This window comes from Streptomyces sp. CAU 1734 (assembly GCF_039888735.1).
Taxonomy (GTDB): domain Bacteria; phylum Actinomycetota; class Actinomycetes; order Streptomycetales; family Streptomycetaceae; genus Streptomyces.
On the sequence record NZ_JBDQQP010000001.1, the window covers coordinates 704089 to 727307 of the forward strand.

Here is a 23219-nt window from a genome sequence, read left to right on the forward strand (position 1 = left end):
TGTGCTCAGTTCTTGTCGGGCAGGGCGACATTCAGCGCCCAGGAGACGACGGAGATGACCAGGCCGCCGAGTACGGCGGTCCAGAATCCGTCGACATGGAAGTCCAGACCGAGCCGGTCGGCGAGCCAGGACGTCAGCAACAGCATCAGTGCGTTGACGACCAGCGTGATCAGCCCCAGGGTGAGGATGAACAGTGGCAGGGTCACCAGCTGGACCACGGGCTTGACGACAAAGTTGACCAGGCCGAAGAGCAGGGCGACCACCACTAGGGCCAGAGCTTTCCCGCCGGTACTGTCACCGGTGAGGGTGATGCCCGCGATCAGCCAGATGGCCACCGCCAGGGCCCCCGCGTTGGCAAGCGTCTTGACCAGAAAATTCATCATGGGTCTGATCGTGACAGACATGATCCGGGCTACGGCAGGGGCGGACAGACAATGAAGGCATTCCGGCTGGATGAGCTGGAGGCGGAGCGGATCGCGAACGACGGTGCGTATCTGCAGTTCCTGCGCGAGCGGAACATGTCCGCGGGTCTCTACGCGCTCGACGCGGGAGAGCTGGATCCGCAGCTGCCGCACAGCCAGGACGAGATCTACTTCGTCGTCAGCGGCCGGGCCGCGATCACGGTCGGCATGGAGACCACCCAGGTCGGCCGGGGCAGCGTCGTCTATGTACCGGCCGGGGTGCCGCACAAGTTCCACCACATCACCGAGGACCTGCGGGTGATGGTGGTCTTCTCTCCGCCCGAGGGCTGAGCGGGCGGCCCGCTTCTCCACCTGCCGTACCGGTCTCCCCGCCGGCACTCCCTAGGGGTTCGATCAGGGGAGACCAAGGGATCACGGCCCCCTTTTCACGATCCCGCCCGCCTAGCATCGAAGGCACGGCACCGGAACCGTCCGGGAGCCGGTGGGACCGGGCCGGAGCCGGCGGAAGCCGGCGGTTGAGCGAATCGAGGCAGGACGATGTCCGTGCGCAAGATATTCACCGTTATGCCGTGGTGGGTGAAGTGGATCGTGCTTCCCGTCATCGCCCTGGCGGTGTTCGGTGGTGTGATCGCCAGCGTCGTCACCTTTGTGATCGGGGTGCTCTTCAAGCTCTTGGCCGCTGTCGCCCTCATCGCCGGACTCGTCTTCCTCGTACGGAAGTTCACCTCCTCGTCCTCCTCGCGGGGCGACTGGTAGCCACTGCCGGTACGGCTGTTAACCCGGGCGGGGGAACCCCCGGCCAACCCCGCCGGGCACCCCATGGGCGGCCATTACAGTGACAAGCCGCCGCCAGGGCCCCGGGCTCTCGGGAGATCCCGGGCTGCGGGCACGCGGGGGCGGCCCCCGCGGGCGGGCGCGTCGCCCGTCACCATGCCTGGGGGTGACCTTTGGCCACAGGTCCGAGCGCCACTGGCCCAACCCTGATCGGCTCGGTGCAGCGAGCCCTGCGACTGCTGGAGGCCGCCGCCTCCCACGCGGACGGGGCTCCGGCCAAACAGCTGGCCAGGGAAGCGGGGATTCAACTCCCCACGGCCTACCATCTGCTGCGCACACTGACCCATGAGGACTATCTGCGCCGGGAGAGAGGGGTGTTCGTCCTCGGCGGCGCGGTCGGCCGGCTCGCTGTCGGCGGGTCGGTGCAGAATCGTCGCAGCAGACTTGAGGAGACCCTGAAGCACTGGCGGGACGCTCTCGGCGTACCGGTCTACTTCGCGCTCTACCGCGAGGGCGAGATCGACCTCGTCGCCATCGCCGACACCCCCTATGCGCCCGCCGTCGCGGAGTGGGCCAACTTCCGCGAGACCGGCCACGCCCACGCGCTCGGCCAGTGTCTGCTCAGCCAGCTCGACGACCGGGCCCGGGGCGACCATCTCGACCGCCACCCCGTCCAGCCGGTGACGCCCTACTCCGTGCGGGACCGGCATGCGCTGAGCGAGCGGCTCACCGCCACCGGGCGGATGCAGCCCGTCGTGGAGCGCCAGGAATACGCCCTCGGCACTGTCTGCGCCGCCATCCCCATCACCGCCGGATCCACCGCCGCCGCGATGGCCATTTCTCTACCTCTCCACCAGGAGGAACGACTGCTCCCAGCGATCGAGCAACTACGCACCGGAGTGGGCGGGCTGCTGAACTCGCTCGCGTTCTCTATCAGTATCTGAAAAATCACTCCTTGTAGTCCTCTAGCGCGTACAGCACGATTACGGCAAGAGGGCCAGGGGGATCATTCCTGGCCGTTTTCGGCATACTTTCAGCGGGCTTCATCCACTGCGGGGTACACGATGCGCGAGTCGGTCCAGGCCGAGGTCTTGATGAGTTTCCTTGTATCCGAGGAGCTCTCGTTCCGGATCCCGGTGGAGCTCCGATACGAGACGGGAGATCCGTACGCCGTGCGGATGACCTTTCATTTGCCCGGGGACGCTCCCGTTACCTGGGCGTTCAGCCGGGATCTGCTGCTGGACGGGATCCTCTCGCCCAGCGGGGACGGCGATGTCCACATTGCCCCGACCGAGCCGGAGGAGCTGTCCGACATCGGGATCCAGCTCCAGGTGGGCGGTGACAGTGCGTTGTTCCTGGTGAGCGCGGCACCGATCGTGGCCTTCCTCGACCGGACCGACAAGCTGGTGCCCCTGGGCGAGGAGCGGGCCTTCGGCGATTTCGAGGCCGATCTCGACAAGGCGCTCAAGGGCATCCTCGCCGAAGCGGGGGAGAACGCGGGCTGAAGCCGGAGCGCATGCGACAGCGGTACGGCCACCGGCGCCCGAGGGTGCCGGCACCGGCGAAGGACCCCGCACGGGGACCGGCCGCGCCTACTTCTTCCGGCGCCGGCCCCTGCCACCGAGCCCCGGCAGCGCGCCGCGCCCCGGCGTCCCGCCGGACTGCTCGGGGGGTACGGACCGGCCCGTACCCCCGCCACGCACGGTTACCGGCGCACCGCGCTCCGCGGCACCGCCGGACGGACGGTCGGCGGAGACCACCAGGGCCGCGAGCACCGTCGTCACCGGCACCGAGGCGACCAGGCCGATCGACCCGACGAGAGTGCGGACGATCTCCTCCGCGACCAGTTCGCTGTTGGCCACCGTCCCCACACTGCTCTGTGCGATGGAGAAGAGCAGCAGCAGTGGCAGGGCCGCGCCCGCGTACGCCAGGACCAGGGTGTTGACCACCGACGCGATGTGGTCGCGTCCGATCCGGATACCGGCCCGGTACAGCCCCCGGGGGCCCATGGCCGGGTCGGCCTGGTGCAGTTCCCACACCGCCGAGGTCTGGGTCACGGTCACATCGTCGAGCACGCCGAGCGAGCCGATGATCACCCCCGCGAGCAGCAGACCGCTCATGTCGATCTGGGGGTAGAGGCCGTGGATCAGCCCGGTGTTGTCGTCGGTGTTGCCGGTCAGATGCGCCCAGCCGATGAAGAGCGAACCCAGCACCCCGATCAGCAGCAGGGAGATCAGGGTGCCGAGCACCGCCACCGAGGTGCGGGCCGTCAGCCCATGGCACATGTAGAGCGCGATCAGCATGATCGCGCTGGCCCCCACCACCGCGACGATCAGCGGATTGGAGCCCGCCAGAATCGCGGGAAGGATGAAGAACGTCAGCACCCCGAAGGAGACGGCGAGCGCGATCAGCGCCATCACCCCCCGCATCCGCCCCACCAGAACCACCGCCAGGGCGAAGATCCCGGCCAGCAGCGCCATCGGAATCGTGCGGTCCACATCGATCACCGAGTACTGGAGCCCCTTGGGGGCGTCGGGGGCGTAACCCGCCACCACCCCCTGGCCCTTCTCCAGCTTCCGTGACGAAGCGGGCTGCACGATCTCGGTGAAGGTGCGGCCCTTGTTCTCCCCGGTGGTGATCTTGATGGTCGCCTTGCCGCATGTGCCCTTGCGGGCCTCGGCCGCGGCGCGGGCCTGGGGCGTGGCGGGTTTCTCGGCCGGCGGCACGCCGGCGTTCACCGAGTCGCAGTCGACCTTGTCGACCCGGACCACCTCGGCCTGCTCGGTCTGCCGGTCGAAGCCCACTCCGGTGCGTTCATGGCCGGGTGCGCTGCTCGGCCAGAGCACCATGAGGCCGACCACGACCGCCGTGGCGAAAGGAATCAGCACGGCGGCGATCACCCTCCGCAGATGGCGGGAGACCGGAGCGGCCGGGCCATGGCTGTGACTGTGCCCATGCCCGCCGTGGCTGCCGTGCCCATGTCCGCCGTGCCCGTGACCCGGGGGCGGGCCGGTTCCGCCGGCGGGTGCCGGGGCGGGTTCGGGCACGACACCGCCGGCGGGCGCGAAGGAGCGTCCGGAGTCCGCCCCGGGGGCGGCCCTCAGGGGCTCGCGCGCCGGCTCGAAGTCCTGGTCGTACGCCTGCCCGTGCTCCGGTGCCGGATGGTGCCCGGCCCCGTACTCGTACCCGGGCGGATGGCCGTGTTCCGGCTCCCGGCCGGGTGCTTCGGGTGCCGTCCCGGGCCACGGCCGCTGCCGTGGCGGGCCGGGTGGCTGCTGGTGGTCGGGCCCTTGCGGCGGGCCGGGCGGCGAAGAGGTCACCGACCGATCATCGCAAGAACGGCGGGGGGCCTCTGTTCAGCGCGCCAGAAATGACGCTAGCGTGGTGACACCTTTTGCACACGCGGGAGCTCGGAGCACCGGGCTGAGAGGGCGCTGACCTCCGTACAAGCCGTTCCGGCGACGCCGGCACGACGGCTTCGGACATCGCTGCGCCGACCGCCGAACCTGTTACCGGGTAATGCCGGCGTAGGGAGTAGGTCTGATGACCGTTCAGGATGCACGCACGCCTGCCGTCGTACCAGTCGTCGCGGACGGCACGCGCGAGCCGGGCTGGCACAAGGGGTATGTCGAGGGCTCACGCCCCGACCTCCGGGTGCCGGTCCGCCAGGTGCACCTCACCAATGGCACGGATGTGACGCTGTACGACACATCCGGCCCATACACCGACCCGTCGGTCCCGACGGATGTCCGCCGGGGCCTGGCACCGCTTCGGGAGGGCTGGATCATCGCCCGGGGCGACACCGAGGAGTACGCGGGCCGCCCGGTCCGCCCCGAGGACGACGGGCTCAAGCACACCTCGCCGCGCGGCGGGCTGAAGAACCTCGACGCGGTCTTCCCGGGCCGCCCGCGACAGCCCCGCCGGGGCCGGGACGGGCGGGCGGTGACCCAGCTTGCCTACGCCCGCCGGGGCGAGATCACCCCGGAGATGGAGTACGTGGCCATCAGGGAGAACGTCTCCCCCGAGGTGGTCCGCGAGGAGATCGCGGCCGGCCGGGCGGTGCTGCCCGCCAATGTGAACCACCCCGAGATCGAGCCGATGATCATCGGCAAGCGGTTCCTGGTGAAGGTCAACGCCAACATCGGGAACTCCGCCGTCACCTCCTCGATCGAGGAGGAGGTCGAGAAGATGACCTGGGCCACGCGCTGGGGCGCGGACACCGTCATGGACCTCTCGACCGGCCGCAACATCCACACCACACGGGAGTGGGTGCTGCGCAACTCCCCCGTCCCGATCGGCACCGTGCCGCTCTACCAGGCGCTGGAGAAGGTCGACGGGAAGGCCGAGGAGCTCACCTGGGAGATCTACAAGGACACCGTGATCGAGCAGGCCGAGCAGGGTGTGGACTATATGACCGTCCACGCCGGGGTGCTCCTGCGGTACGTCCCGCTCACCGCGCGCCGCAAGACCGGAATCGTCTCGCGCGGCGGTTCCATCATGGCCGCGTGGTGTCTGGCCCACCACAAGGAATCGTTCCTGTACGAGAACTTCGAGGAACTGTGCGAGATCCTCGCGGCGTACGACGTGACCTACTCGCTCGGGGACGGGCTGCGGCCGGGCTCGATCGCGGACGCCAATGACGAGGCGCAGTTCGCCGAGTTGAACACGCTCGGGGAACTCAACCGCATCGCCAAGCGTTTTCAGGTGCAGACGATGATCGAGGGCCCCGGTCACGTCCCGATGCACAAGATCAAAGAGAACATCGACCTTCAGCAGGAGATCTGCGAAGAGGCTCCTTTCTACACCCTCGGTCCGCTCACCACTGATGTGGCGCCCGCGTACGACCACATCACCTCCGGTATCGGGGCAGCCATGATCGCCTGGTGGGGCACGGCGATGCTCTGCTACGTCACGCCCAAGGAGCACCTCGGCCTGCCGAACCGGGACGATGTGAAGACCGGGGTCATCACCTACAAGATCGCCGCTCACGCGGCCGATCTGGCCAAGGGGCATCCGGGCGCCCAGGAGTGGGACGACGCGCTGTCGGACGCGCGGTTCGAGTTCCGGTGGGAGGACCAGTTCAATCTGGCCCTCGATCCGGACACCGCGCGGGAGTTCCACGACGAGACGCTGCCGGCCGAGCCCGCGAAGACCGCGCATTTCTGCTCCATGTGCGGGCCGAAGTTCTGCAGCATGAAGATCTCGCAGGACATCCGGCGCCGGCACGGGCAGACGGAACAGGAGATCGAGGAGGGGATGGCGGAGAAGTCCAGGGAGTTCGCGGAGACGGGGAACCGGGTCTATCTGCCGCTGGCGGATTGAGCGACGCGGCACCCGGAGGCCGTGCCCCGACCACGACCCCGAGGCCGTGGTCCGGTGCCGGGCGAGGGCGCCGGCTCATCGGGAGTGGTCACCCGGCCCGGGTGACCACTCCCGGCCGGGGGCCGGGGGTCGCTCCCGGCGGGGTGCGCTTCCGGCCGGGGGCTCACTCCGGCCGGTGCTCGGGGCCCCCGAAATCGGGGCCGGTGAAGTCGGGACTGGTGAAGGTGGGCCGCTGCGCCGGGGACGGGCTCTCATTGGGCCCGGTGAAGTCCGGGCCGCTGTAGCCGACCTTGGGGAGCCGGCTCGCCCTGTGCGGCGCCGCGCCGGACTCGGGGACGGCGCTGGGGTCCGCGAGGGCGGCCTGGAGGAACGGCAGAATGCCGCGCTCCAGCAGCGCATGCCGCCAGGCGTCCTTGGCGCGGGCCACCTCGTCGGGGAGCTCTCCCGGGCGCTCCCCGGCCGGCAGCTGGGTGGAGCTGTTGCGCATGGCGGTGATCAGCAGCGCCACCGCCGCGAAGAGGATGGCGACCGCCATCGCCCCGGCGAAGAACCACCCCGCGGCCACCATGGTCCTGGCGAAGGAGGGAGCGGGATCGAGCATGCCCAGCAGATAGCCGATGAGCAGGAAGATCAGCGCTGCCGTGCCGGCGAGCACCGGCGCGAGGACGGTCACCACGGCGGAGAGCCCCGCGCCGCCGTCCTGGACGGGGCCGCCGGAGGAGGCCGCGGAGCCGTCGCGCCCACCCGCCGAGGAGCGCATCTCCGCGCGGATGGCGGTGTAGTGCTCGTACTCGGCCGCGGCGGCCGTGCTGATCAGCGCCGTTCTGTTCAGGGCCATGGTGCGCAGCTGTGCCGCGTTCAGCCGCTGTCCGATGGCGGAGAGATCAGGCCGGTCATGGGCGTCGCGCAGTACCTCGTCGAGGAGTCGCTCGAATTCGGCGCGATCCTCGGTCAGCAGGTGCGGAGCGCTTGTCATCTGCATCCCCCGATGCTCCGTAGGGCCGGTTCGCCCGTTTGCATACGGGCGGTTGGGCGGAAACGGAGGAGAGCCTGCTACGGATAGGCCGATGGTAGAGCCGTTCCGGCGCGGGGTGACAGAGGGTTTCGGGAAAACGTGAGCCGATCTTTGCTCAATCGGGCAGCGGGAGTTGGACGACCAGCAGTTTTCCGGCCATGGTCACTCCGCCGTCCATGGCGATGGCCAGGCCGTCCGCGTACACATGCGGTCCCTCGACCGCCGGACGGGTCTCCTCGCCGCCGTCCTCGGTGCCGACCTCGCCCAGGAGATAGGGGATGGGGCTGTGTCCGTGCACGATGCGGTCGCCGCCGTAGGTGTCGAGCAGTTCGCGCACGGCCTGCGGCCCCGCGTCCTCGTCGCGGAAGGCGAAGCGCTTGGTCAGTTTGCGGAAGAGATCCCAGCATTCGTCGGCGTCATTGCGGGTGAGGATCTCGTGAACCGTCTCGTTGACGTCCTCGATGGTCGATCCGTATTCGAGATAGGCCGTGGTGTCGGAGTGCAGCAGCAGGTGCCGGTCCTCCTCGACCACCGCGTCGAGCCGGGCCATCCACTGGATGTGCACGTCCTGGAGGCGGTCCATGTCGGACTTCTGGCCGCCGTTGAGCAGCCAGGCGGCCTGGAAAGTGGCGGTTCCGGCGCCGGAGTTGACCGGCGTGTCGCCGAAGCGCCTGGCGCCGAGCAGGAGCAGCTCATGGTTGCCCATCAGGGCCTTGCAGTAGCCCCCGGCGGCCGCGGCCTCGGCGGAGAGGCGCATCACCAGGTCGATGACGCCGATCCCGTCGGGCCCGCGGTCGGTGAAGTCGCCGAGGAACCAGAGGCGGGCATTGCCCGCGGCCCAGTTGCCCTCGGCGTCGATGAGGCCCTGCGCGGCGAGCGCGTCGGTGAGTTCGTCGAGATATCCGTGGACGTCGCCGACGACATAGAGCGGGCCCGGTCCCTCGGAGGTGCCTGTCTCGGCGGGGGTGATCTGGAGGGTGACCGTGTCGCCGGGAGCGGTGCGGCCGATGACCGGAAGGTCGCGTTCGGTCGGGGTGTAGCCGTCCGGCAGCTCTCCTTCCGGTACGGCGTTCCCGGGGTGGGCGGAGGGGGCGTACGGCGGCTGGGCGGGGGGTGCGGGCTCATCGGGGCGCGGGGGCGCCGCAACGGGCTCCGGCGCCTGCACCGGAGGCGCTGCGGGCGGTGGCTGGACCGGGGGTGCTGCGGGCGGTGGCTGGACCGGGGGTGCCGGAATGGGCTCCGGCGCCCGGACCGGGGGTGCGGCGGGCGGCTCGGGGGCCGTCCGCGGCTCCGTCTCCGCCCCGGGCGCCTGTGACTGAACGGGCACCTGCGCATAGGGCGGGACGCGGAAATCGCGCAACGTCGCCGTCCGCACCACGGGTCCCTGACCGGCCCCCTGAGTCATCGACCCCTCCACCACCGTCGCGCCGCCGTTCACCTCTCGGCCCAGCCTGGTCGGGGTGGTCCGCGGTGTCGTCCGCCCATCATAGGAATGCGGCGCGTGCTCTGTGACGCACCAGGGGTGGTGAATCCGTGCCGCACCCGTGACGCGTCGGCGGTTTCGTCCTGATTGGGGAGTTCTAATCCGATGACGGTGAGCGTGGCGCGCTGACCGTTGTCCTCGGGGAGCGGCGCTGCGAGGACGTCCGGATGATCAATTCGGTTGGTATCACCTGCTCGACCGGCCGGTCGTCATTGACTCCCTCGATCGCGTCGATGAGGAGCTGGACGACGGCCGTGCCGATGCGGCGCGGCTTGAGGGAGAGGGTGGTGATGGGGGGATCGGTCGCGGCGTAGACGGTTGACTCACTGCAGCAGACCAGCAGCAGATCGTCGGGGACGCGGAGCCCGTACCGCCGGGCGGCGGCGAGGAGGTCGGTGCCGTTGGGGTCGAAGAGCCCGTACACGGCGTCGGGCCGGTCGGGGCGGGCGAGCAGCCGGTCGGCGGCCACCGCCCCGGCGCACGGGTCGTGGGCGGGGTAGGACTCGTAGACCGGGTCCTGGCCCACCCTTTCGCACCAGCGGAGATACGCGGTGGTGGAGAGGCGGGTGTAGGTGTCGGTGGTGGTGCCGGTGAGGAGGCCGATCCGGCGGGCGCCGGCGTCGGCGAGGTGGTCGAGCAGATCGAGTACGGCTGCTTCGTGGTCGTTGTCGACCCAGGCGGTGACCGGAAGGGTGCCGGCCGGGCGGCCGTCGGAGACGACGGGGAGCCCTTGGCGGACCAGTTCGGTGACGACCGGGTCGTGGTCGGACGGATCGATGACGACCGTGCCGTCGAGGGCGACATTGGACCAGACGTCATGGCGTGAGGTGGCCGGGAGGATCACCAGTGCGTAGCCGCGGGCGAGCGCGGCCGAGGTCGCGGCTCTCGCCATTTCGGCGAAGTACGCGAACTCGGTGAAGGTGAACGGTTCGTCTCCGTAGGTGGTCACGGTCAGGCCGATGAGCCCCGACTTGCCGGTGCGGAGGGTGCGGGCCGCCGCCGATGGGCGGTAGCCCAGTCGGTCGGCGACCTCGCGGACATGCCGGCGGGTGGCGTCCGGGAGCCGGCCTTTCCCGTTGAGCGCGTCGGAGACAGTCGTGATGGAGACACCGGCTGCGGCGGCGACGTCTCGGATGCCCGCCCGACCTTGCCGGTTCCCCCGGCGGGATGTGTCCGTCCGGCTCACCTGGTGCTTCCCTGCTGCTGTCATGGCGAGCCGATAGTAGGGCTCGCATGGGCGGTTGGGCCGGTCGCATATTCACTCGTTGACAGGCACGTTTCTGCATGATCATAACGCATTAACTCCCTTCAAAAGTAAGGGAGTTGAACGTTTCGCCTATCTTGAATCGGGCGTCCAGTCGCGCTGACCTGCTGAATGGTCGATGTTTCGAAGAGGTCTCAACTCACCTCTACGGGGGATGCGCGCCACGGAGTGAGCCACCGGCGTGCGCCAGGGAATCGAGCGCTCCCCCTTTCCCGCTCCGGCCATTCGCAGCGGGCGGGAATCCTCATAAGGTGAGCAGTATTGGTACTGGTTCAGCGGTGTACAACGGTCGAGGAGGACCCTGCGGTGAGCGAGACGAGCCCCAAGCTGCGAGCCGAGCTGGACGGCATTCCCGTGTACAAGCCGGGCCGGCCGGCGGTCGCCGGTGGCCCGGCCGCCTTCAAGCTGTCGTCCAATGAGAACCCCTACCCGCCGCTCCCCGGGGTGATGGAGGCTGCGGTCGCGGCGGCCGGCGGCTTCAACCGCTACCCGGACATGGCCTGCACCGCTCTGATGGCGGAGCTGGCGGACCGGTTCGGTGTGCCCCTGGAGCATCTGGCGACCGGTACGGGATCGGTCGGCGTCGCCCAGTCGCTGGTGCAGTCCACCTCGGGGCCGGGTGACGAGGTCATCTACGCCTGGCGCTCCTTCGAGGCGTACCCGATCATCACCCAGATCAGCGGGGCCGCGTCGGTACGGGTGCCGCTGACCGCCGGTGAGGTGCACGACCTGGACGCGATGGCCGCGGCGATCACCGACCGGACCCGGCTGATTTTCGTCTGCAACCCCAATAATCCGACCGGGACCGTGGTGCGCCGGGCCGAGCTGGAACGGTTCCTCGACCGGGTGCCGTCGGATGTCCTGGTGGTGCTGGACGAGGCGTACCGCGAGTTCATCCGGGACGCCGAGGTGCCGGACGGTATCGAGATCTACCGGGACCGGCCCAATGTGGCGGTGCTGCGGACCTTCTCCAAGGCGTACGGGCTGGCGGGGCTGCGGGTCGGCTTCGCCATCGCGCACGAGCCGGTGGCGGCGGCGCTGCGCAAGACCGCGGTGCCGTTCGGGGTGAGCCAGCTCGCACAGGACGCGGCGGTCGCCTCGCTCCGTGCCGAGGACGAGCTGCTGGGCCGGGTCGGCTCGCTCGTCGCCGAGCGGGGCAGGGTGTACGAGGCCCTGGTCGCCCAGGGCTGGACGGTGCCGGAGACGCAGGCGAACTTCGTCTGGCTGCGGCTCGGCGAGCGCACCGCCGATTTCGCGGCCGTGTGCGAGAAGGCGGGGGTGATGGTGCGGCCGTTCCCCGGGGAGGGTGTGCGGATCACCATCGGGGAGGAGGAGGCCAATGACCTCCTGCTGCACACGGCGAACGGCTTCCGCAAGGAGCTCTGACGCCGGAGCCCGCCGCGCTCTCCGGTTTCCGGGCTGATCGCGTCCGGTCCGGAAGGCTTTCCGCCGCCGCCGCCGCTGCCCTGCCCCTGCCCCGGGCCCCGCTGCCCCGGCCCCGGGAGCCCGCGGCTCGGTTCCCGTGATCCGGTTTTTCCGCCCCGGTTCCCCCGGCTCTCCGCCGTGAGGACCGGGGCGGAGCCATGTCCGGGCACCGCCGCACCCGCCCTGCCGCCGGGGCCGCCGCGCCGGCCGGCGGGGGCGGGGATGTCCGCTCCGGACGGATTGTCGCGAAGGGGTACCCCGCTCATCAGTGTGGTTTTCGTATGGTCCATAATTGCTTGTGAATGTGAACGCGTTCACAAGCGTGTCCCGTTCATCCCTCGATAGTTGGGATTAATCGGGCAAACTGCCGCTCGACCACGCCGATGTAAGGAGATGAGGCTGTGGACTTGGCTCTGGCGCCGGAGACCCTGGCGCGATGGCAGTTCGGTATCACCACCGTCTACCACTTTCTCTTCGTCCCCCTGACGATCTCCCTCGCCGCGCTCACCGCGGGCCTCCAGACCGCATGGGTCCGGACGGAGAAGGAGAAGTACCTCAGGGCGACGAAGTTCTGGGGCAAGCTCTTCCTGATCAACATCGCCATGGGTGTGGTCACCGGCATCGTGCAGGAGTTCCAGTTCGGTATGAACTGGTCGGACTACTCCCGCTTCGTCGGCGACATCTTCGGTGCGCCGCTCGCCTTCGAGGCGCTGATCGCGTTCTTCTTCGAGTCCACCTTCATCGGGCTGTGGATCTTCGGCTGGGACAAGCTGCCGAAGCGGATCCACCTCGCCTGTATCTGGATGGTCTCCATCGGCACCATCCTCTCCGCGTACTTCATCCTGGCCGCCAACTCCTGGATGCAGCACCCCGTCGGCTACCGCATCAACGAGGAGCGCGGCCGGGCCGAGCTGACCGACTTCTGGCGGGTGCTCAGCCAGGACACCGCGCTGGCGCAGTTCTTCCACACCATCACGGCCGCCTTCCTGGTGGGCGGCGCCTTCATGGTCGGGATCGCCGCCTACCATCTGGCGCGCGGGAAGCACATCCCGGTGATGCGGACCTCGCTCCGGCTCGGTCTGGTCACCGTGATCGTCGCCGGGCTCTTCACCGCCATCAGCGGCGATGTACTCGGCAAGGTCATGTTCCGGCAGCAGCCGATGAAGATGGCCGCCGCCGAGGCCCTGTGGGACGGCGAGGCCCCCGCACCCTTCTCGATCTTCGCCTACGGAGATGTCGACGAGGGGCACAACAAGGTCGCCATAGAGATCCCCGGACTGCTCTCCTTCCTGGCCAACGGCGACTTCGACTCGTATGTCCCCGGCATCAACGACATCAACAAGGCCGAGCAGGAGAAGTACGGCCCCGGCGACTACCGCCCCAACATCCCGGTCGCCTACTGGGGCTTCCGGTGGATGATCGGCTTCGGTATGGCCTCCGTCACTATCGGGCTGATCGGTCTCTGGCTCACCCGCAAGCGGTTCCTGCTCCCGCGGGCGCTGCGGACCGGGGAGGACGAGGTGCCGCATCTGGTGCTTCTCAAGAAGCCGCTGGGTGCCCGGTTCAGCCGCTGGTACTGGATCGTCGCCCTCTGGACGATGACCTTCCCGCTGATCGCCACCTCCTGGGGCTGGATCTTCACCGAGATGGGCCGGCAGCCCTGGGTCGTCTACGGAGTGCTGCGCACCAAGGACGCGGTCTCCCCCGGTGTCTCCCAGGGCGAGGTGCTCACCTCGATGATCATCTTCACCTCGCTCTACGCGGTGCTCGCGGTGATCGAGTTCAAGCTGATGGTCAAGTACGCCAAGGCCGGACCGCCCGAACTCACCGAGGCCGACCTCAATCCGCCAACCAAGATCGGCGGCGACGACCGTGACGCCGACCGGCCCATGGCCTTCTCCTACTGAGGCCCTGAGGAGCTGCTGAGGCATGGAACTTCACGACGTCTGGTTCGTCCTGATCGCCGTCCTGTGGATCGGATACTTCTTCCTCGAGGGATTCGACTTCGGGGTCGGTGTTCTGACCAAACTGCTCGCCCGGAACCGCAAGGAACGCCGTGTTCTGATCAACACCATCGGGCCCGTGTGGGACGGGAACGAGGTCTGGCTGCTCTCCGCCGGAGGGGCGACCTTCGCCGCCTTCCCCGAGTGGTACGCCACTCTCTTCTCCGGCTTCTATCTGCCGCTGCTGCTCATCCTGATCTGTCTGATCGTGCGCGGAGTCTCCTTCGAGTACCGCCACAAGCGGCCCGAGGACCGCTGGCAGACCAACTGGGAGAACGCCATCTTCTGGACCTCCCTGCTGCCGGCCTTCCTCTGGGGTGTGGCCTTCGGCAACATCGTGCGCGGGGTGAAGATCAACGGCGAGATGGAGTACGTGGGCAATGTCTTCGACCTGCTCAACGGCTACTCCATCCTCGGCGGACTGGTGACACTCTCCCTCTTCACCTTCCACGGCGCGGTCTTCGTGGCGCTGAAGACGGTGGGGGACATCCGGGGGCGGGCGCGTGCGCTGGCGCTGAAGCTGGGACTGGCCACCGCCGTGCTCGCACTGGGCTTCCTGCTCTGGACCCAGGCGGCCCACGGCGACGGCACCAGCCTGATCGCGATGGTCATCGCGGTGGTGTCCCTGGTGGCCGCGATCGGGGCGAATCAGGCGGGCCGGGAGGGCTGGTCGTTCGCCTTCTCCGGAGTGACGATCGTGGCGGCGGTGGCGATGCTCTTCCTCACCCTCTTCCCGAATGTCATGCCGTCCTCGCTCAACGACGCCTGGAATCTGACCGTCACCAACGCGTCCTCGACGCCCTACACCCTGAAGATCATGACCTGGTGTGCGGGCATCGCCACCCCGGTCGTCCTGCTCTACCAGGGCTGGACGTACTGGGTCTTCCGCAAGCGCATCGGCACCCAGCACATCGCCGACGCCCACTGAGCGGGAGCCCGCCGGGTGGGTACTCGCTGAGTCCGAACCCGCTGAGCGGGCGCCCAACCGGTGGGCGGGCGCCTCGTTCGAACAGAGATGATCACCGGCCCGGACGGGCCGGTCCCATCGGCAGGGGATGTTTCACGTGAAACCGATCGACCCGCGTCTGCTCCGGTACGCCCGGGCCACCCGCCGCTTTCTGCTCGCGGTGGTACTCCTCGGACTTCTCGGGGCGGCGCTGGTCGTCGCCCAGGCGATGCTCATCGCCGAAGTGGTGGTGGGCGCCTTCGAGCAGGGACACTCCGCCGGCGACCTCGCCGGCGCCCTGGGTCTGCTGGCCGCCGTCGCGGCCGGCCGGGCGGTCGTCTCCTGGCTCACCGAGCTCGCCGCCCACCGTGCCGGTGCCGCGGTGAAGTCGGAGCTCAGGGGACGGCTGCTGGCCCATATCGCCGCCATGGGGCCGGGATTCCTCAGCGCGCAGCGCACCGGTTCGCTGGTCGCGCTCGCCACCCGGGGCATCGACGCGCTCGACGACTACTTCGCCCGCTATCTGCCACAGCTCGGCCTCGCCGTGGTGGTCCCGGTGGCGGTACTGGCCCGGGTCGTCACCGAGGACTGGGTCTCCGCCGCCATCATCGTGGGCACCCTGCCGCTGATCCCGGTCTTCATGGTGCTCATCGGCTGGGCCACCCAGAACCGGATGGACCGCCAGTGGCGGCTGCTCTCCCGGCTCTCCGGTCACTTCCTCGATGTGGTCGCCGGACTGCCCACCCTCAAGATCTTCGGCCGTTCCAAGGCGCAGGCCGAGTCGATCCGCTCGATCACCGGCGAGTACCGGCGCGCCACCATGCGCACCCTGCGGATCGCCTTCATCTCGTCCTTCGCCCTGGAACTGCTCTCCACCCTCTCCTTGGCCCTGGTGGCCGTCACCATCGGAATGCGGCTGGTCCACGGCGGCATGGACCTCTATACCGGGCTGGTCATCCTGATCCTGGCGCCCGAGGCGTATCTGCCGCTGCGGATGGTCGGTACGCAGTACCACGCGGCGGCCGAGGGGCTCTCGGCCGCCGAGGAGATCTTCACCATCCTGGAGACCGAGCCTCGCGAGAACGGCACGGGAGAGGTGCCCGACACCCTCCGGCTGGAGCTGGACGGGGTGACCGTACGCCACCCCGGCCGCGCCGAACCCTCCCTGGACGCGGCCTCGCTGACGGTGCGGCCGGGGGAGACCGTCGCCCTGGTCGGGCCGAGCGGTATCGGCAAGTCCACCCTGCTCGATGTGGTGCTCGGCTTCACCGAACCGTCCGAGGGCCGGGTACGGGTCGACGGGCGGGATCTCGCGGAGCTCGACCTCGCCCGCTGGCACGAGCGGATCGCCTGGGTTCCCCAGCGGCCCTGCCTCTTCGCGGGGACGGTCGCCGAGAACGTACGCCTGGCCCGTCCCGGCGCCGATGACGAGGCCGTACGGGAAGCGCTCCGGCAGGCCGGGGCGGCGGAATTCGTGGCCGCGCTCCCGCGGGGCGCCGAAACGGTGCTCGGCGAGGACGGCGGCGGGCTGTCGGCCGGTCAGCGGCAGCGGCTCGCACTGGCCCGGGCGTTCCTCGCCGACCGGCCGCTGCTGCTGCTCGACGAGCCGACGGCGGCCCTCGACGGGGAGACCGAGGAGGGCATTGTCGACGCGGTGCGCCGTCTGGCGGCCGGCCGGACCGTGCTGCTGGTGGTGCACCGCCCCGCGCTGCTCGCCGTGGCCGACCGGGTGGTCACCCTCACCCGCCGGGACGACACCGCCACGGCGGTGTCACCTGCCGGACCGGAGCGCGCGGACCGGATCGCGGGGAGCGGGAGCGGGAGCGCCGACGGGCGGCCGGACGGGCTCCCCGACGGGGACCCGTACCGCTTCACCGGCCCCGATGACAGGGCCGGGAGCTCCGTCCTCACCAGGGTCCGGCAGGCGGCCGGGCGGCAGCGGGCCCGGTTCCGGCTCGCACTGCTGCTGGGCAGCCTCGCCCTGGGATCCGCCGTCGGACTCATGGCCGTCTCCGGCTATCTGATCTCCCGCGCGTCCGAACAGCCCCCGGTCCTCTATCTGATGATGGCCGTGACGGCCACCCGGGCCTTCGGCATCGGCCGCGCCGTCTTCCGCTATGCCGAACGGCTCGTCTCCCACGACGCCGTGCTGCGGATGCTCGCCGAACTGCGGGTCGCGGTGTACCGGCGGCTGGAGCTGATCGCCCCCGCGGGCCTGCGCCGGACCCGGCGCGGCGATCTGCTCTCCCGGCTCGTCGCCGATGTCGACGCCCTCCAGGACTACTGGCTCCGCTGGCTGATGCCCGCCGGCGCCGCCCTCGTCGTGAGCGCGGCGTCCGTCGGCTTCACCGCCTGGCTGCTGCCCGAGGCCGGCGCCGTACTCGCCGCCGGACTGCTCACCGCCGGTGTCGGTGTGCCGCTGATCAGCGGTGCCATCGCCCGCCGGGCCGAGCGGCAGCTCGCCCCCGCCCGGGGGGCGCTCGCCACCCGGCTGGTCGACCTGCTGCGCGGAACCGCCGAACTGACCGTCGCCGGCGCGCTCCCGGACCGGATGGCGGGAGCCCGGGAGGCCGACCGGAAGCTCACCGGGATCGCCTCGCGCGGCGCCGCCGCCGCCGCGCTCGGCAGCGGACTCTCCACCCTCGTCTGCGGCCTCACCGTGGTGGCCGCCGCCCTCGCCGGAGTACGGGCGGTGGGCGACGGCCGGCTCGACGGGCTGCTGCTCGCCGTTGTCGTACTCACCCCGCTCGCCGCCTTCGAGGCGGTCACCGCACTCCCCCTGGCCGTGCAGTACCGGCAGCGGATCGGACGGAGCGCCGAGCGGGTGTACGAAGTCCTCGACGCGCCCGTGCCCGTACACGAACCGGAGCAGCCGGCCGCCGCGCCCGAGAGCGCCTTCCCGCTCCGGGTGCGCGGGCTGCGGGCCCGGTACGCGGGCGCCGGACGGGACGCGCTCGGCGGAATCGATCTCACCGTCACGGCGGGCCGGCGGATCGCGGTCGTCGGCGCCTCGGGCTCCGGGAAGACCACGCTCGCCCAGGTGCTGGTCCGATTCCTGGACGCCCGGGACGGGACGTACACCCTGGGCGGTGTGCCGGCGGACACGCTGGCGGGGGAGACGGTCCGGGAGTTCGTCGGTCTCTGCGCGCAGGACGCCCATGTCTTCGACAGTTCCGTACGGGAGAATCTGCGGCTCGCGCGCCCCGGGGCCACCGAGGAGGAACTGCGCCGGGCTCTCGCCGACGCCCGGCTGCTGGAGTGGGCCGAGACGCTGCCCGACGGGCTCGACACCCTGGTGGGCGAGCACGGGGCCCGGCTCTCCGGCGGCCAGCGGCAGCGGCTCGCGCTGGCGCGGGCGCTCCTCGCCGACTTCCCCGTACTGGTGCTGGACGAGCCGGCCGAACACCTCGATCTGGCGACCGCCGACGCGCTGACGGCGGATCTGCTGTCGGCCGGGGAGGGCCGGACGGCCCGGGGCGCGGCGACCGTGCTGATCACCCACCGGCTTCAGGGGCTCGACACGGTGGACGAGATCGTCGTACTGGAGGACGGGGCGGTGGTGCAGCGCGGTGCGTACGCGGAACTGGCCCTGGTCGACGGACCACTGCGGCGGATGGTGGAACGGGAGCGGGCGGCCGACCTTCTCGGAGTGGTGGACGCGGTGGGCGCGTAGCCGCGCCGGGGGCGGTGGACACCGGTCCCGGAACGGCCTCGCGGCCAGGGGCTCCATCCGATCGGCCTCACAGCCGACTTTCGTCGCTAAACGGGTGTTACTAGGCTCAAGCTCATGACCGTGCCCGAATCAGAGGATGCGAACGGACCGTCCGGCTCGGCGGAGCCCGCCCGGCAGGACCCGTCCGGGCCGGACGGCGAGGCGCACGGGCGGGGGGACGCGCTGGACGCCGCGACCGAGGCCACCCGCAGCCTCCAGGGGCTCTCCACGGAACTCACCGCCCGCGTCCCCCAACTGCTTGAGGCCATGCGGTCGGTCGGCACCGGCCTCGAACTGCACTCCACCCTCGACCGGATCTGCGAGACCGCCGCCGAACTCGCCACGGCCCGCTATGCCGCCATCGGGGTCGTCGACGAGGAGGGCAAGGGACTCTCCGACTTCGTGACCCATGGCGTCGGTGAGGACGTCGCCCGGCGGATCGGCCGCCGCCCGGACGGTCATCGCGGTCTTCTCGGCGCGCTCATCCACGACCCCGCCCCGGTCAGACTCGCCGATCTCACCTCGGACCCCCGGTTCGCCGGATTCCCTCCGGGCCATCCGGCGATGCGCAGCTTCCTCGGTGTCCCGATCCGCGTCCAGGGCGAGATCTTCGGCAATCTCTATCTCGCGGAGAAGCACGGCGGGGGCGAATTCAACGACTACGACCTCCACATGGTGCGGGTCCTCGCCACCGAGGCCGGGATCGCCATCGGCAATGCCCGGCTGTACGAGGCGGCCCGCCAGCGGGAGCGCTGGATCGACGGTTCGGTCGCCGTCACCACGGCGCTGCTCTCCGGCGGCGACGCCGATGACGCGCTGGCGGTCGTCGCCGAGCAGGCCCGCAGACTGGCCGACGCCGCCGCCGGGATCGTGATGCTGCCCGCCGAGGAGGGCGGCCTCGAAATCGTCGCCGTCGCCTCGGATCTGCCCGACAGCCCGCTCGGGTCGGTCATCGGGCCGGAGAGCCGGGTGGTCGCCAAGCTGCTGGCCGGGGAGCCCGTGTTCGTCACGGACGCGGCCACCGACGACCGGATGGTCACCAGACTCTCCGAGCGGTACGGGCCGAGCATGATGCTTCCGCTGCAGAGCGGCGGACGCGTCCTCGGTGCGCTCGCCACCCCGCGAACCCGGGGCGCGCGGCAGTTCAGCGAGGCGGAGCGGACACTGGCCACGCAGTTCGCCACCCAGGCGGCCCTGGCGCTGATCATGGCGGAGGCCCAGCGCGACCGGGAGCGGCTCGCGGTGTACGAGGACCGCGACCGGATCGCGCGCGATCTGCACGATCTGGTGATCCAGCGGCTCTTCGCCACCGGGATGATGCTGGAGGGCGCCCAGCGCAGATCGGCCGTGCCAGCGGTCCAGGACGGTGTCGGCAAGGCCGTCGATGAGCTGGATGTGACCATCCAGGAGATCCGTACGGCGATCTTCGCGCTCCAGCAGGGACCGGCCGAGGCTCCGTCCGGGCTGCGGACCCGGGTGCTCCGGGAGATCAACATGGCCGCTGTGCCGCTGGGCTTCAAGCCGGGCCACCGGTTCATCGGGGCGGTGGACTCCGCGGTGGGCGAGCTCACCGGCAAGAACCTGATCGCGGCCCTGCGGGAGGCGCTCTCCAACGCCTTCCGGCATGCGGAGGCGTCCAGGATCGATGTGGTGGTGGACGCCACGGTGAGACTGCCCGACGGCTCCGGCGGCGTGCGGCTGACGGTGGCCGACGACGGGGTGGGCATCCCGGCGGGCGGACGCCGCAGCGGGCTGCGGAATCTCGCCCGGCGCGCCGAATCGCTCGGCGGGTCCAGCGACTGCCGGCCCGGGATCGGCGAGGACGGCCGGGGCACCACGGTGTACTGGGAGGCCCCGCTCTAGGGACTGCCGCGGACAGGGCCGGGGCGGTTGCTCCGCACCGCCGTACCCCGGTTCACGCCGCGCCGCCGTACCCCGGTTCACGCCGCGCCCCGGCTCGGGGGCGGAGCCGGTGGCGCGGGGGGCCGGGTCAGCGGCCGCCGTTGAGCCTCCGCAGGATCTCCTCGATGACGACGGCGACACCGTCCTCGGTGTTGGAGGCCGTCCGCCCGGATGCCGCGGCGATCACATCGGGGTGGGCGTTGCCCATCGCGTACGAGGTGCCGGCCCAGGTCAGCATCTCGATGTCGTTGGGCATGTCCCCGAAGGCGACGACCTCATCGGCCGAGATGCCGCGTTCGGCACAGCAGAGCGCCAGGGTGCTGGCCTTGCTGATGCCGGCGCGGCTGATCTCCAGCAGGGATGACGGGCTGGACCGGGTGAGCGACGCGAGGTCGCCGACCGCGGCGCGGGCCAGTGCGAGGAAGGCGTCGGGCTCCAGCTCGCGGTGGTGGGCGAGCACCTTGATCACCGGTGCGTCGGACGCGGGATTCTCCACCCGGAGCAGCTTCTCGGCAGCCGCGACGATCGTGCCGGCGTCGTGGGAGAAAAGCTGCGGGTACTCGGGCTCGTGGTGGAACCCGCCGGCGGTCTCGACCCCGAAGGTGGTGCCGGGGGCGGCGACGCGGAGCGCGTGGACGACATCGAGGGCGGTCACCCGGTCCAGCGCATGCACCTTCAGCAGCTCCCCGCCCGCGTGCAGATCCACGACGGCGGCGCCATTGGCGCAGATCGCCAGCCCATGGCCCTGGACATGATCGCTGACGACCTGCATCCAGCGGGCCGGGCGGCCGGTGACGAAGAAGACCTCGATGCCCGCGGCCTCGGCGGCGGCGAGGGCCGCCACGGTGCGGTCCGAGACGGTCTTGTCGTCCCGGAGCAGGGTGCCGTCCAGATCGGTGGCGATCAGCCGGGGGGCGATGGGCGGCGGGGTGGGGCCGGTAGCTGAGGTCACCGTTCCATTCTCCCGTACGGAGTCGCACGGGCGTGCGGGAAGGTGCACAGGTGAGTGGTTCGGGCGGCGGGGGCGCTTCCGCGCCGGGCCGCTGTCCGTATCCGGGTGGTCTCCCGGATACGGACAGGGCGTGAGCGGCCGGTCGTCCGCGGAGCGGTTCGCCGGGGGTCCGAAGGAGATCCCTAGCCTTTGAACTCGGTGGCGATCTGTTCGAACACCCTCTGGTCGGAGGCGAATTCGGAGTCCGGGATCGGCCAGTGGACGACGATCTCGGTGAAGCCGAGCTCCTCGTGGCGGCCCGCGAAATCGGTGAAGGCGCCGAGGGATTCCAGGGGGCTGTTGGCTTCCGGGGTGAAGCCGGTGAGCAGGATCTTGTCCAGCTCGGCGGGGTCGCGGCCGATGTCGGCGCAGGCCCGGCCGAGCCGGTCGATCTGATCGCCGATGGCCTTCAGGGAATCCTCAGGGGTGCCCTCGGCGAAAATCTTCGGGTCCCCGGTCGTCACCCACGCCTGTCCGTGGCGGGCGGCGAGCCGCAGTCCGCGCGGGCCGGTGGCCGCCACGGCGAAGGGAAGGCGGGGGCGCTGGACGCAGCCGGGCAGGGCGCGGGCGTCGACGGCGGAGTAGTGGGTGCCCCGCTGGGTGGTCTCGCGCTCGGTGAGCAGCCGGTCGAGCAGCGGCAGGAATTCGTCGAAGCGGTCCGCCCGCTCGCGGGGGGTCCAGGGGTCCTGCCCGAGCGCGGTCGCGTCGAAGCCGGTGCCGCCCGCGCCGATACCCAGGGTGATCCGGCCGCCGGAGATGTCGTCGAGGGACATCAGCTCCTTGGCCAGGGTCACCGGGTGCCGGAAGTTCGGGGAGGTCACCAGGGTGCCCAGCCGCATGCGGCCGGTGGCGCCGGCGGCGGCGGTCAGGGTGGGCAGGGCCCCGAACCAGGGACCGTCGCGGAAGGTGCGCCAGGTCAGGTGGTCATAGGTGTACGCGGTGTGGAAGCCCAGCTCCTCGGCGCGCTGCCAGCGCTCACGGCCGCCTTCGTGCCAGCGGTGGATGGGGAGGATCACGGTGCTCAGACGCAGGCTCATGACCATGAGCCTACGGTTGGCCGGAAACACTCCTGGCCCGAGCGGGCATCCGTCCACGCGGGCGTGCCGGGTCGTGGGTGTGCGCGCCGGGCCCGGCGCCTGTCCGGTGTCCGGTGTCCGGTGTCTGTCCGGTGTCCGGTACGGGGCGCGGGAGACGGCCGAATGGGCTCAGGAGCCGGGGAAGCGCAGAAACTCCGGCGGCACGGAGTCGGCGAGCCAGACGCCGTTGGCACTGACCCGCAGGACATGGCCCGCCCGGTGCATCGCCCCAGCGTCCACGGAGAGGACGACCGGACGGCCCCGGCGGGCCCCGACCCGGGCCGCCGTCTCGCGGTCGGGGGAGAGGTGGACATGATGGCGGTCCATCGGGAGCAGCCCCTCGGCACGTATCGACGGCAGGGCGGCGGGGTGGGTGCCGTGGTGGAGAAAGCCGGGCGGCTCGGCCGGGGGGAGACCGAGATCGACCTGCACGGTGTGGCCCTGGTTGGCGCGGATCCGGGCGCCGTCGATGGTGAAACGCCGCTTGTCGTTGACGGCCACGACATGGTCCAGCTCGGCACGGCTGATCCGGAAGCCGTGGGCGGCGGTGGCCCGCAGCAGCTCCTCCACCGGGACCCAGCCGTTCTCGTCGAGAGCGATGCCGATGCGCTCGGGCCGGTGGCGCAGATGCCTCGCGAGGTACTTGGAGACCTTGACCGTGCGTCGTTCGCCGGCCGGCGAACCGGGGAGCGCCGGCCGGCCGTCGCCGCTCCCGGCCGATGATCCCCCATCGGTTTCATATTCTTCGGTAATGTTTTGTCTGACTTGTGCGGATGCGGTCGATCGCCTCCGGGAATCTTTTCCTCTGCTCATACCGGCCAGAATGACCTTCCCGCTGTGGCCATCGCCACTGATAATTTCCGCCCCACAGGTTTGATCCACAG

At 70.5% G+C, this 23219-nt stretch carries 18 protein-coding genes and 1 riboswitch; of the genes, 10 read left to right on the forward strand and 8 right to left on the reverse strand.

Translation table 11 applies throughout. From position 1 onward, the window contains the following. Positions 1–5: 5 nt before the first annotated feature. Positions 6–383, reverse strand: coding sequence for a phage holin family protein (locus tag AAFN69_RS02940; protein WP_347726615.1), 378 nt, complete (start codon positions 381–383; stop codon positions 6–8). A gap of 51 nt (positions 384–434) precedes the next feature. On the opposite strand from AAFN69_RS02940, the gene AAFN69_RS02945 reads away from it, so the two are divergent. From AAFN69_RS02945 to AAFN69_RS02960, 4 genes are all read left to right on the forward strand, one after another. Beyond that, complete coding sequence (locus tag AAFN69_RS02945) at positions 435–752, forward strand: cupin domain-containing protein (RefSeq protein ID WP_347726616.1); 318 nt, start codon at positions 435–437, stop codon at positions 750–752. 213 nt (positions 753–965) lie between these two features. After that, positions 966–1178: a DUF5326 family protein gene (locus AAFN69_RS02950; RefSeq protein ID WP_347726617.1), complete on the forward strand. Its 213-nt coding sequence runs from the start codon at positions 966–968 to the stop codon at positions 1176–1178. A 236-nt stretch (positions 1179–1414) separates the two neighbouring features. Further along, positions 1415–2140: an IclR family transcriptional regulator C-terminal domain-containing protein gene (locus tag AAFN69_RS02955; RefSeq protein ID WP_347726618.1), complete on the forward strand. Its 726-nt coding sequence runs from the start codon at positions 1415–1417 to the stop codon at positions 2138–2140. 120 nt (positions 2141–2260) lie between these two features. Then, a complete protein-coding gene (locus AAFN69_RS02960) occupies positions 2261–2701 on the forward strand; it encodes an SsgA family sporulation/cell division regulator (protein WP_347726619.1) in 441 nt (146 codons plus the stop codon). Between the two features lie 87 nt (positions 2702–2788). Here AAFN69_RS02960 and AAFN69_RS02965 read toward each other — a convergent pair whose 3' ends face one another. Beyond that, positions 2789–4243 carry a YibE/F family protein gene (locus AAFN69_RS02965; RefSeq protein WP_347726781.1) on the reverse strand — a complete coding sequence of 485 codons (1455 nt, stop codon included), beginning with the start codon at positions 4241–4243 and terminating at the stop codon, positions 2789–2791. Positions 4244–4588: 345 nt separating this feature from the next. Beyond that, positions 4589–4747: riboswitch (TPP riboswitch) on the forward strand. Here AAFN69_RS02965 and thiC point away from each other — a divergent pair. After that, positions 4740–6518 (forward strand): phosphomethylpyrimidine synthase ThiC, encoded by a 1779-nt coding sequence (gene thiC / locus AAFN69_RS02970; protein ID WP_347726620.1) that lies wholly within the window; start codon positions 4740–4742, stop codon positions 6516–6518. Its footprint overlaps the riboswitch before it by 8 nt. Before the next feature lie 163 nt (positions 6519–6681). On the opposite strand, the gene AAFN69_RS02975 is transcribed toward thiC, so the two are convergent. The 3 genes from AAFN69_RS02975 to AAFN69_RS02985 all read right to left on the reverse strand — a co-directional run bounded on the left by AAFN69_RS02975 (position 6682) and on the right by AAFN69_RS02985 (position 10226). Then, a complete protein-coding gene (locus AAFN69_RS02975; RefSeq protein WP_347726621.1) occupies positions 6682–7500 on the reverse strand; it encodes a hypothetical protein in 819 nt (272 codons plus the stop codon). Between the two features lie 148 nt (positions 7501–7648). Next, positions 7649–8938: a metallophosphoesterase gene (locus AAFN69_RS02980; protein WP_347726622.1), complete on the reverse strand. Its 1290-nt coding sequence runs from the start codon at positions 8936–8938 to the stop codon at positions 7649–7651. A 175-nt stretch (positions 8939–9113) separates the two neighbouring features. Beyond that, entirely contained in the window at positions 9114–10226 is a 1113-nt protein-coding gene (locus AAFN69_RS02985; RefSeq protein ID WP_347726623.1) for a LacI family DNA-binding transcriptional regulator, read from the reverse strand. A 360-nt stretch (positions 10227–10586) separates the two neighbouring features. Between AAFN69_RS02985 and hisC the strand changes: the two genes are divergently transcribed. The 5 genes from hisC to AAFN69_RS03010 all read left to right on the forward strand — a co-directional run bounded on the left by hisC (position 10587) and on the right by AAFN69_RS03010 (position 20229). Next, a complete protein-coding gene (hisC, locus tag AAFN69_RS02990) occupies positions 10587–11666 on the forward strand; it encodes a histidinol-phosphate transaminase (RefSeq protein ID WP_347726624.1) in 1080 nt (359 codons plus the stop codon). Positions 11667–12106: 440 nt separating this feature from the next. Further along, positions 12107–13612 carry a cytochrome ubiquinol oxidase subunit I gene (locus AAFN69_RS02995; protein ID WP_347726625.1) on the forward strand — a complete coding sequence of 502 codons (1506 nt, stop codon included), beginning with the start codon at positions 12107–12109 and terminating at the stop codon, positions 13610–13612. A gap of 22 nt (positions 13613–13634) precedes the next feature. Beyond that, complete coding sequence (gene cydB / locus AAFN69_RS03000) at positions 13635–14636, forward strand: cytochrome d ubiquinol oxidase subunit II (protein ID WP_347726626.1); 1002 nt, start codon at positions 13635–13637, stop codon at positions 14634–14636. A 136-nt stretch (positions 14637–14772) separates the two neighbouring features. Then, on the forward strand, positions 14773–18327 hold the full coding sequence (gene cydD, locus AAFN69_RS03005) for a thiol reductant ABC exporter subunit CydD (protein ID WP_347726627.1): 3555 nt from the start codon (positions 14773–14775) through the stop codon (positions 18325–18327). A gap of 114 nt (positions 18328–18441) precedes the next feature. Further along, entirely contained in the window at positions 18442–20229 is a 1788-nt protein-coding gene (locus tag AAFN69_RS03010; protein ID WP_347726628.1) for a GAF domain-containing protein, read from the forward strand. 127 nt (positions 20230–20356) lie between these two features. Here AAFN69_RS03010 and AAFN69_RS03015 read toward each other — a convergent pair whose 3' ends face one another. The 3 genes from AAFN69_RS03015 to AAFN69_RS03025 all read right to left on the reverse strand — a co-directional run bounded on the left by AAFN69_RS03015 (position 20357) and on the right by AAFN69_RS03025 (position 23148). Further along, positions 20357–21220, reverse strand: coding sequence for a Cof-type HAD-IIB family hydrolase (locus tag AAFN69_RS03015; RefSeq protein WP_347726629.1), 864 nt, complete (start codon positions 21218–21220; stop codon positions 20357–20359). 182 nt (positions 21221–21402) lie between these two features. Continuing rightward, the gene (locus AAFN69_RS03020; RefSeq protein WP_347726630.1) at positions 21403–22296 is read right to left on the reverse strand and encodes an LLM class flavin-dependent oxidoreductase; all 894 of its coding nucleotides are present in this window, start codon (positions 22294–22296) and stop codon (positions 21403–21405) included. Positions 22297–22464: 168 nt separating this feature from the next. Then, positions 22465–23148: an RNA 2'-phosphotransferase gene (locus AAFN69_RS03025; RefSeq protein WP_347726631.1), complete on the reverse strand. Its 684-nt coding sequence runs from the start codon at positions 23146–23148 to the stop codon at positions 22465–22467. Between the last annotated feature and the right edge of the window lie 71 nt (positions 23149–23219).

Excerpts from the sequence above, each read along its gene's own strand:
- AAFN69_RS02940 (WP_347726615.1), bottom strand. The coding sequence starts at position 383 with ATGATGAATTTTCTGGTCAAGACGCTTGCCAACGCGGGGGCCCTGGCG.
- AAFN69_RS02945 (WP_347726616.1), top strand. The coding sequence starts at position 435 with ATGAAGGCATTCCGGCTGGATGAGCTGGAGGCGGAGCGGATCGCGAAC.
- AAFN69_RS02960 (WP_347726619.1), top strand. The coding sequence starts at position 2,261 with ATGCGCGAGTCGGTCCAGGCCGAGGTCTTGATGAGTTTCCTTGTATCC.
- thiC (WP_347726620.1), top strand. The coding sequence starts at position 4,740 with ATGACCGTTCAGGATGCACGCACGCCTGCCGTCGTACCAGTCGTCGCG.
- AAFN69_RS02975 (WP_347726621.1), bottom strand. The coding sequence starts at position 7,500 with ATGCAGATGACAAGCGCTCCGCACCTGCTGACCGAGGATCGCGCCGAA.
- AAFN69_RS02980 (WP_347726622.1), bottom strand. The coding sequence starts at position 8,938 with ATGACTCAGGGGGCCGGTCAGGGACCCGTGGTGCGGACGGCGACGTTG.
- AAFN69_RS02985 (WP_347726623.1), bottom strand. The coding sequence starts at position 10,226 with ATGACAGCAGCAGGGAAGCACCAGGTGAGCCGGACGGACACATCCCGC.
- cydB (WP_347726626.1), top strand. The coding sequence starts at position 13,635 with ATGGAACTTCACGACGTCTGGTTCGTCCTGATCGCCGTCCTGTGGATC.
- AAFN69_RS03010 (WP_347726628.1), top strand. The coding sequence starts at position 18,442 with ATGACCGTGCCCGAATCAGAGGATGCGAACGGACCGTCCGGCTCGGCG.
- AAFN69_RS03020 (WP_347726630.1), bottom strand. The coding sequence starts at position 22,296 with ATGAGCCTGCGTCTGAGCACCGTGATCCTCCCCATCCACCGCTGGCAC.
- AAFN69_RS03025 (WP_347726631.1), bottom strand. The coding sequence starts at position 23,148 with ATGAGCAGAGGAAAAGATTCCCGGAGGCGATCGACCGCATCCGCACAA.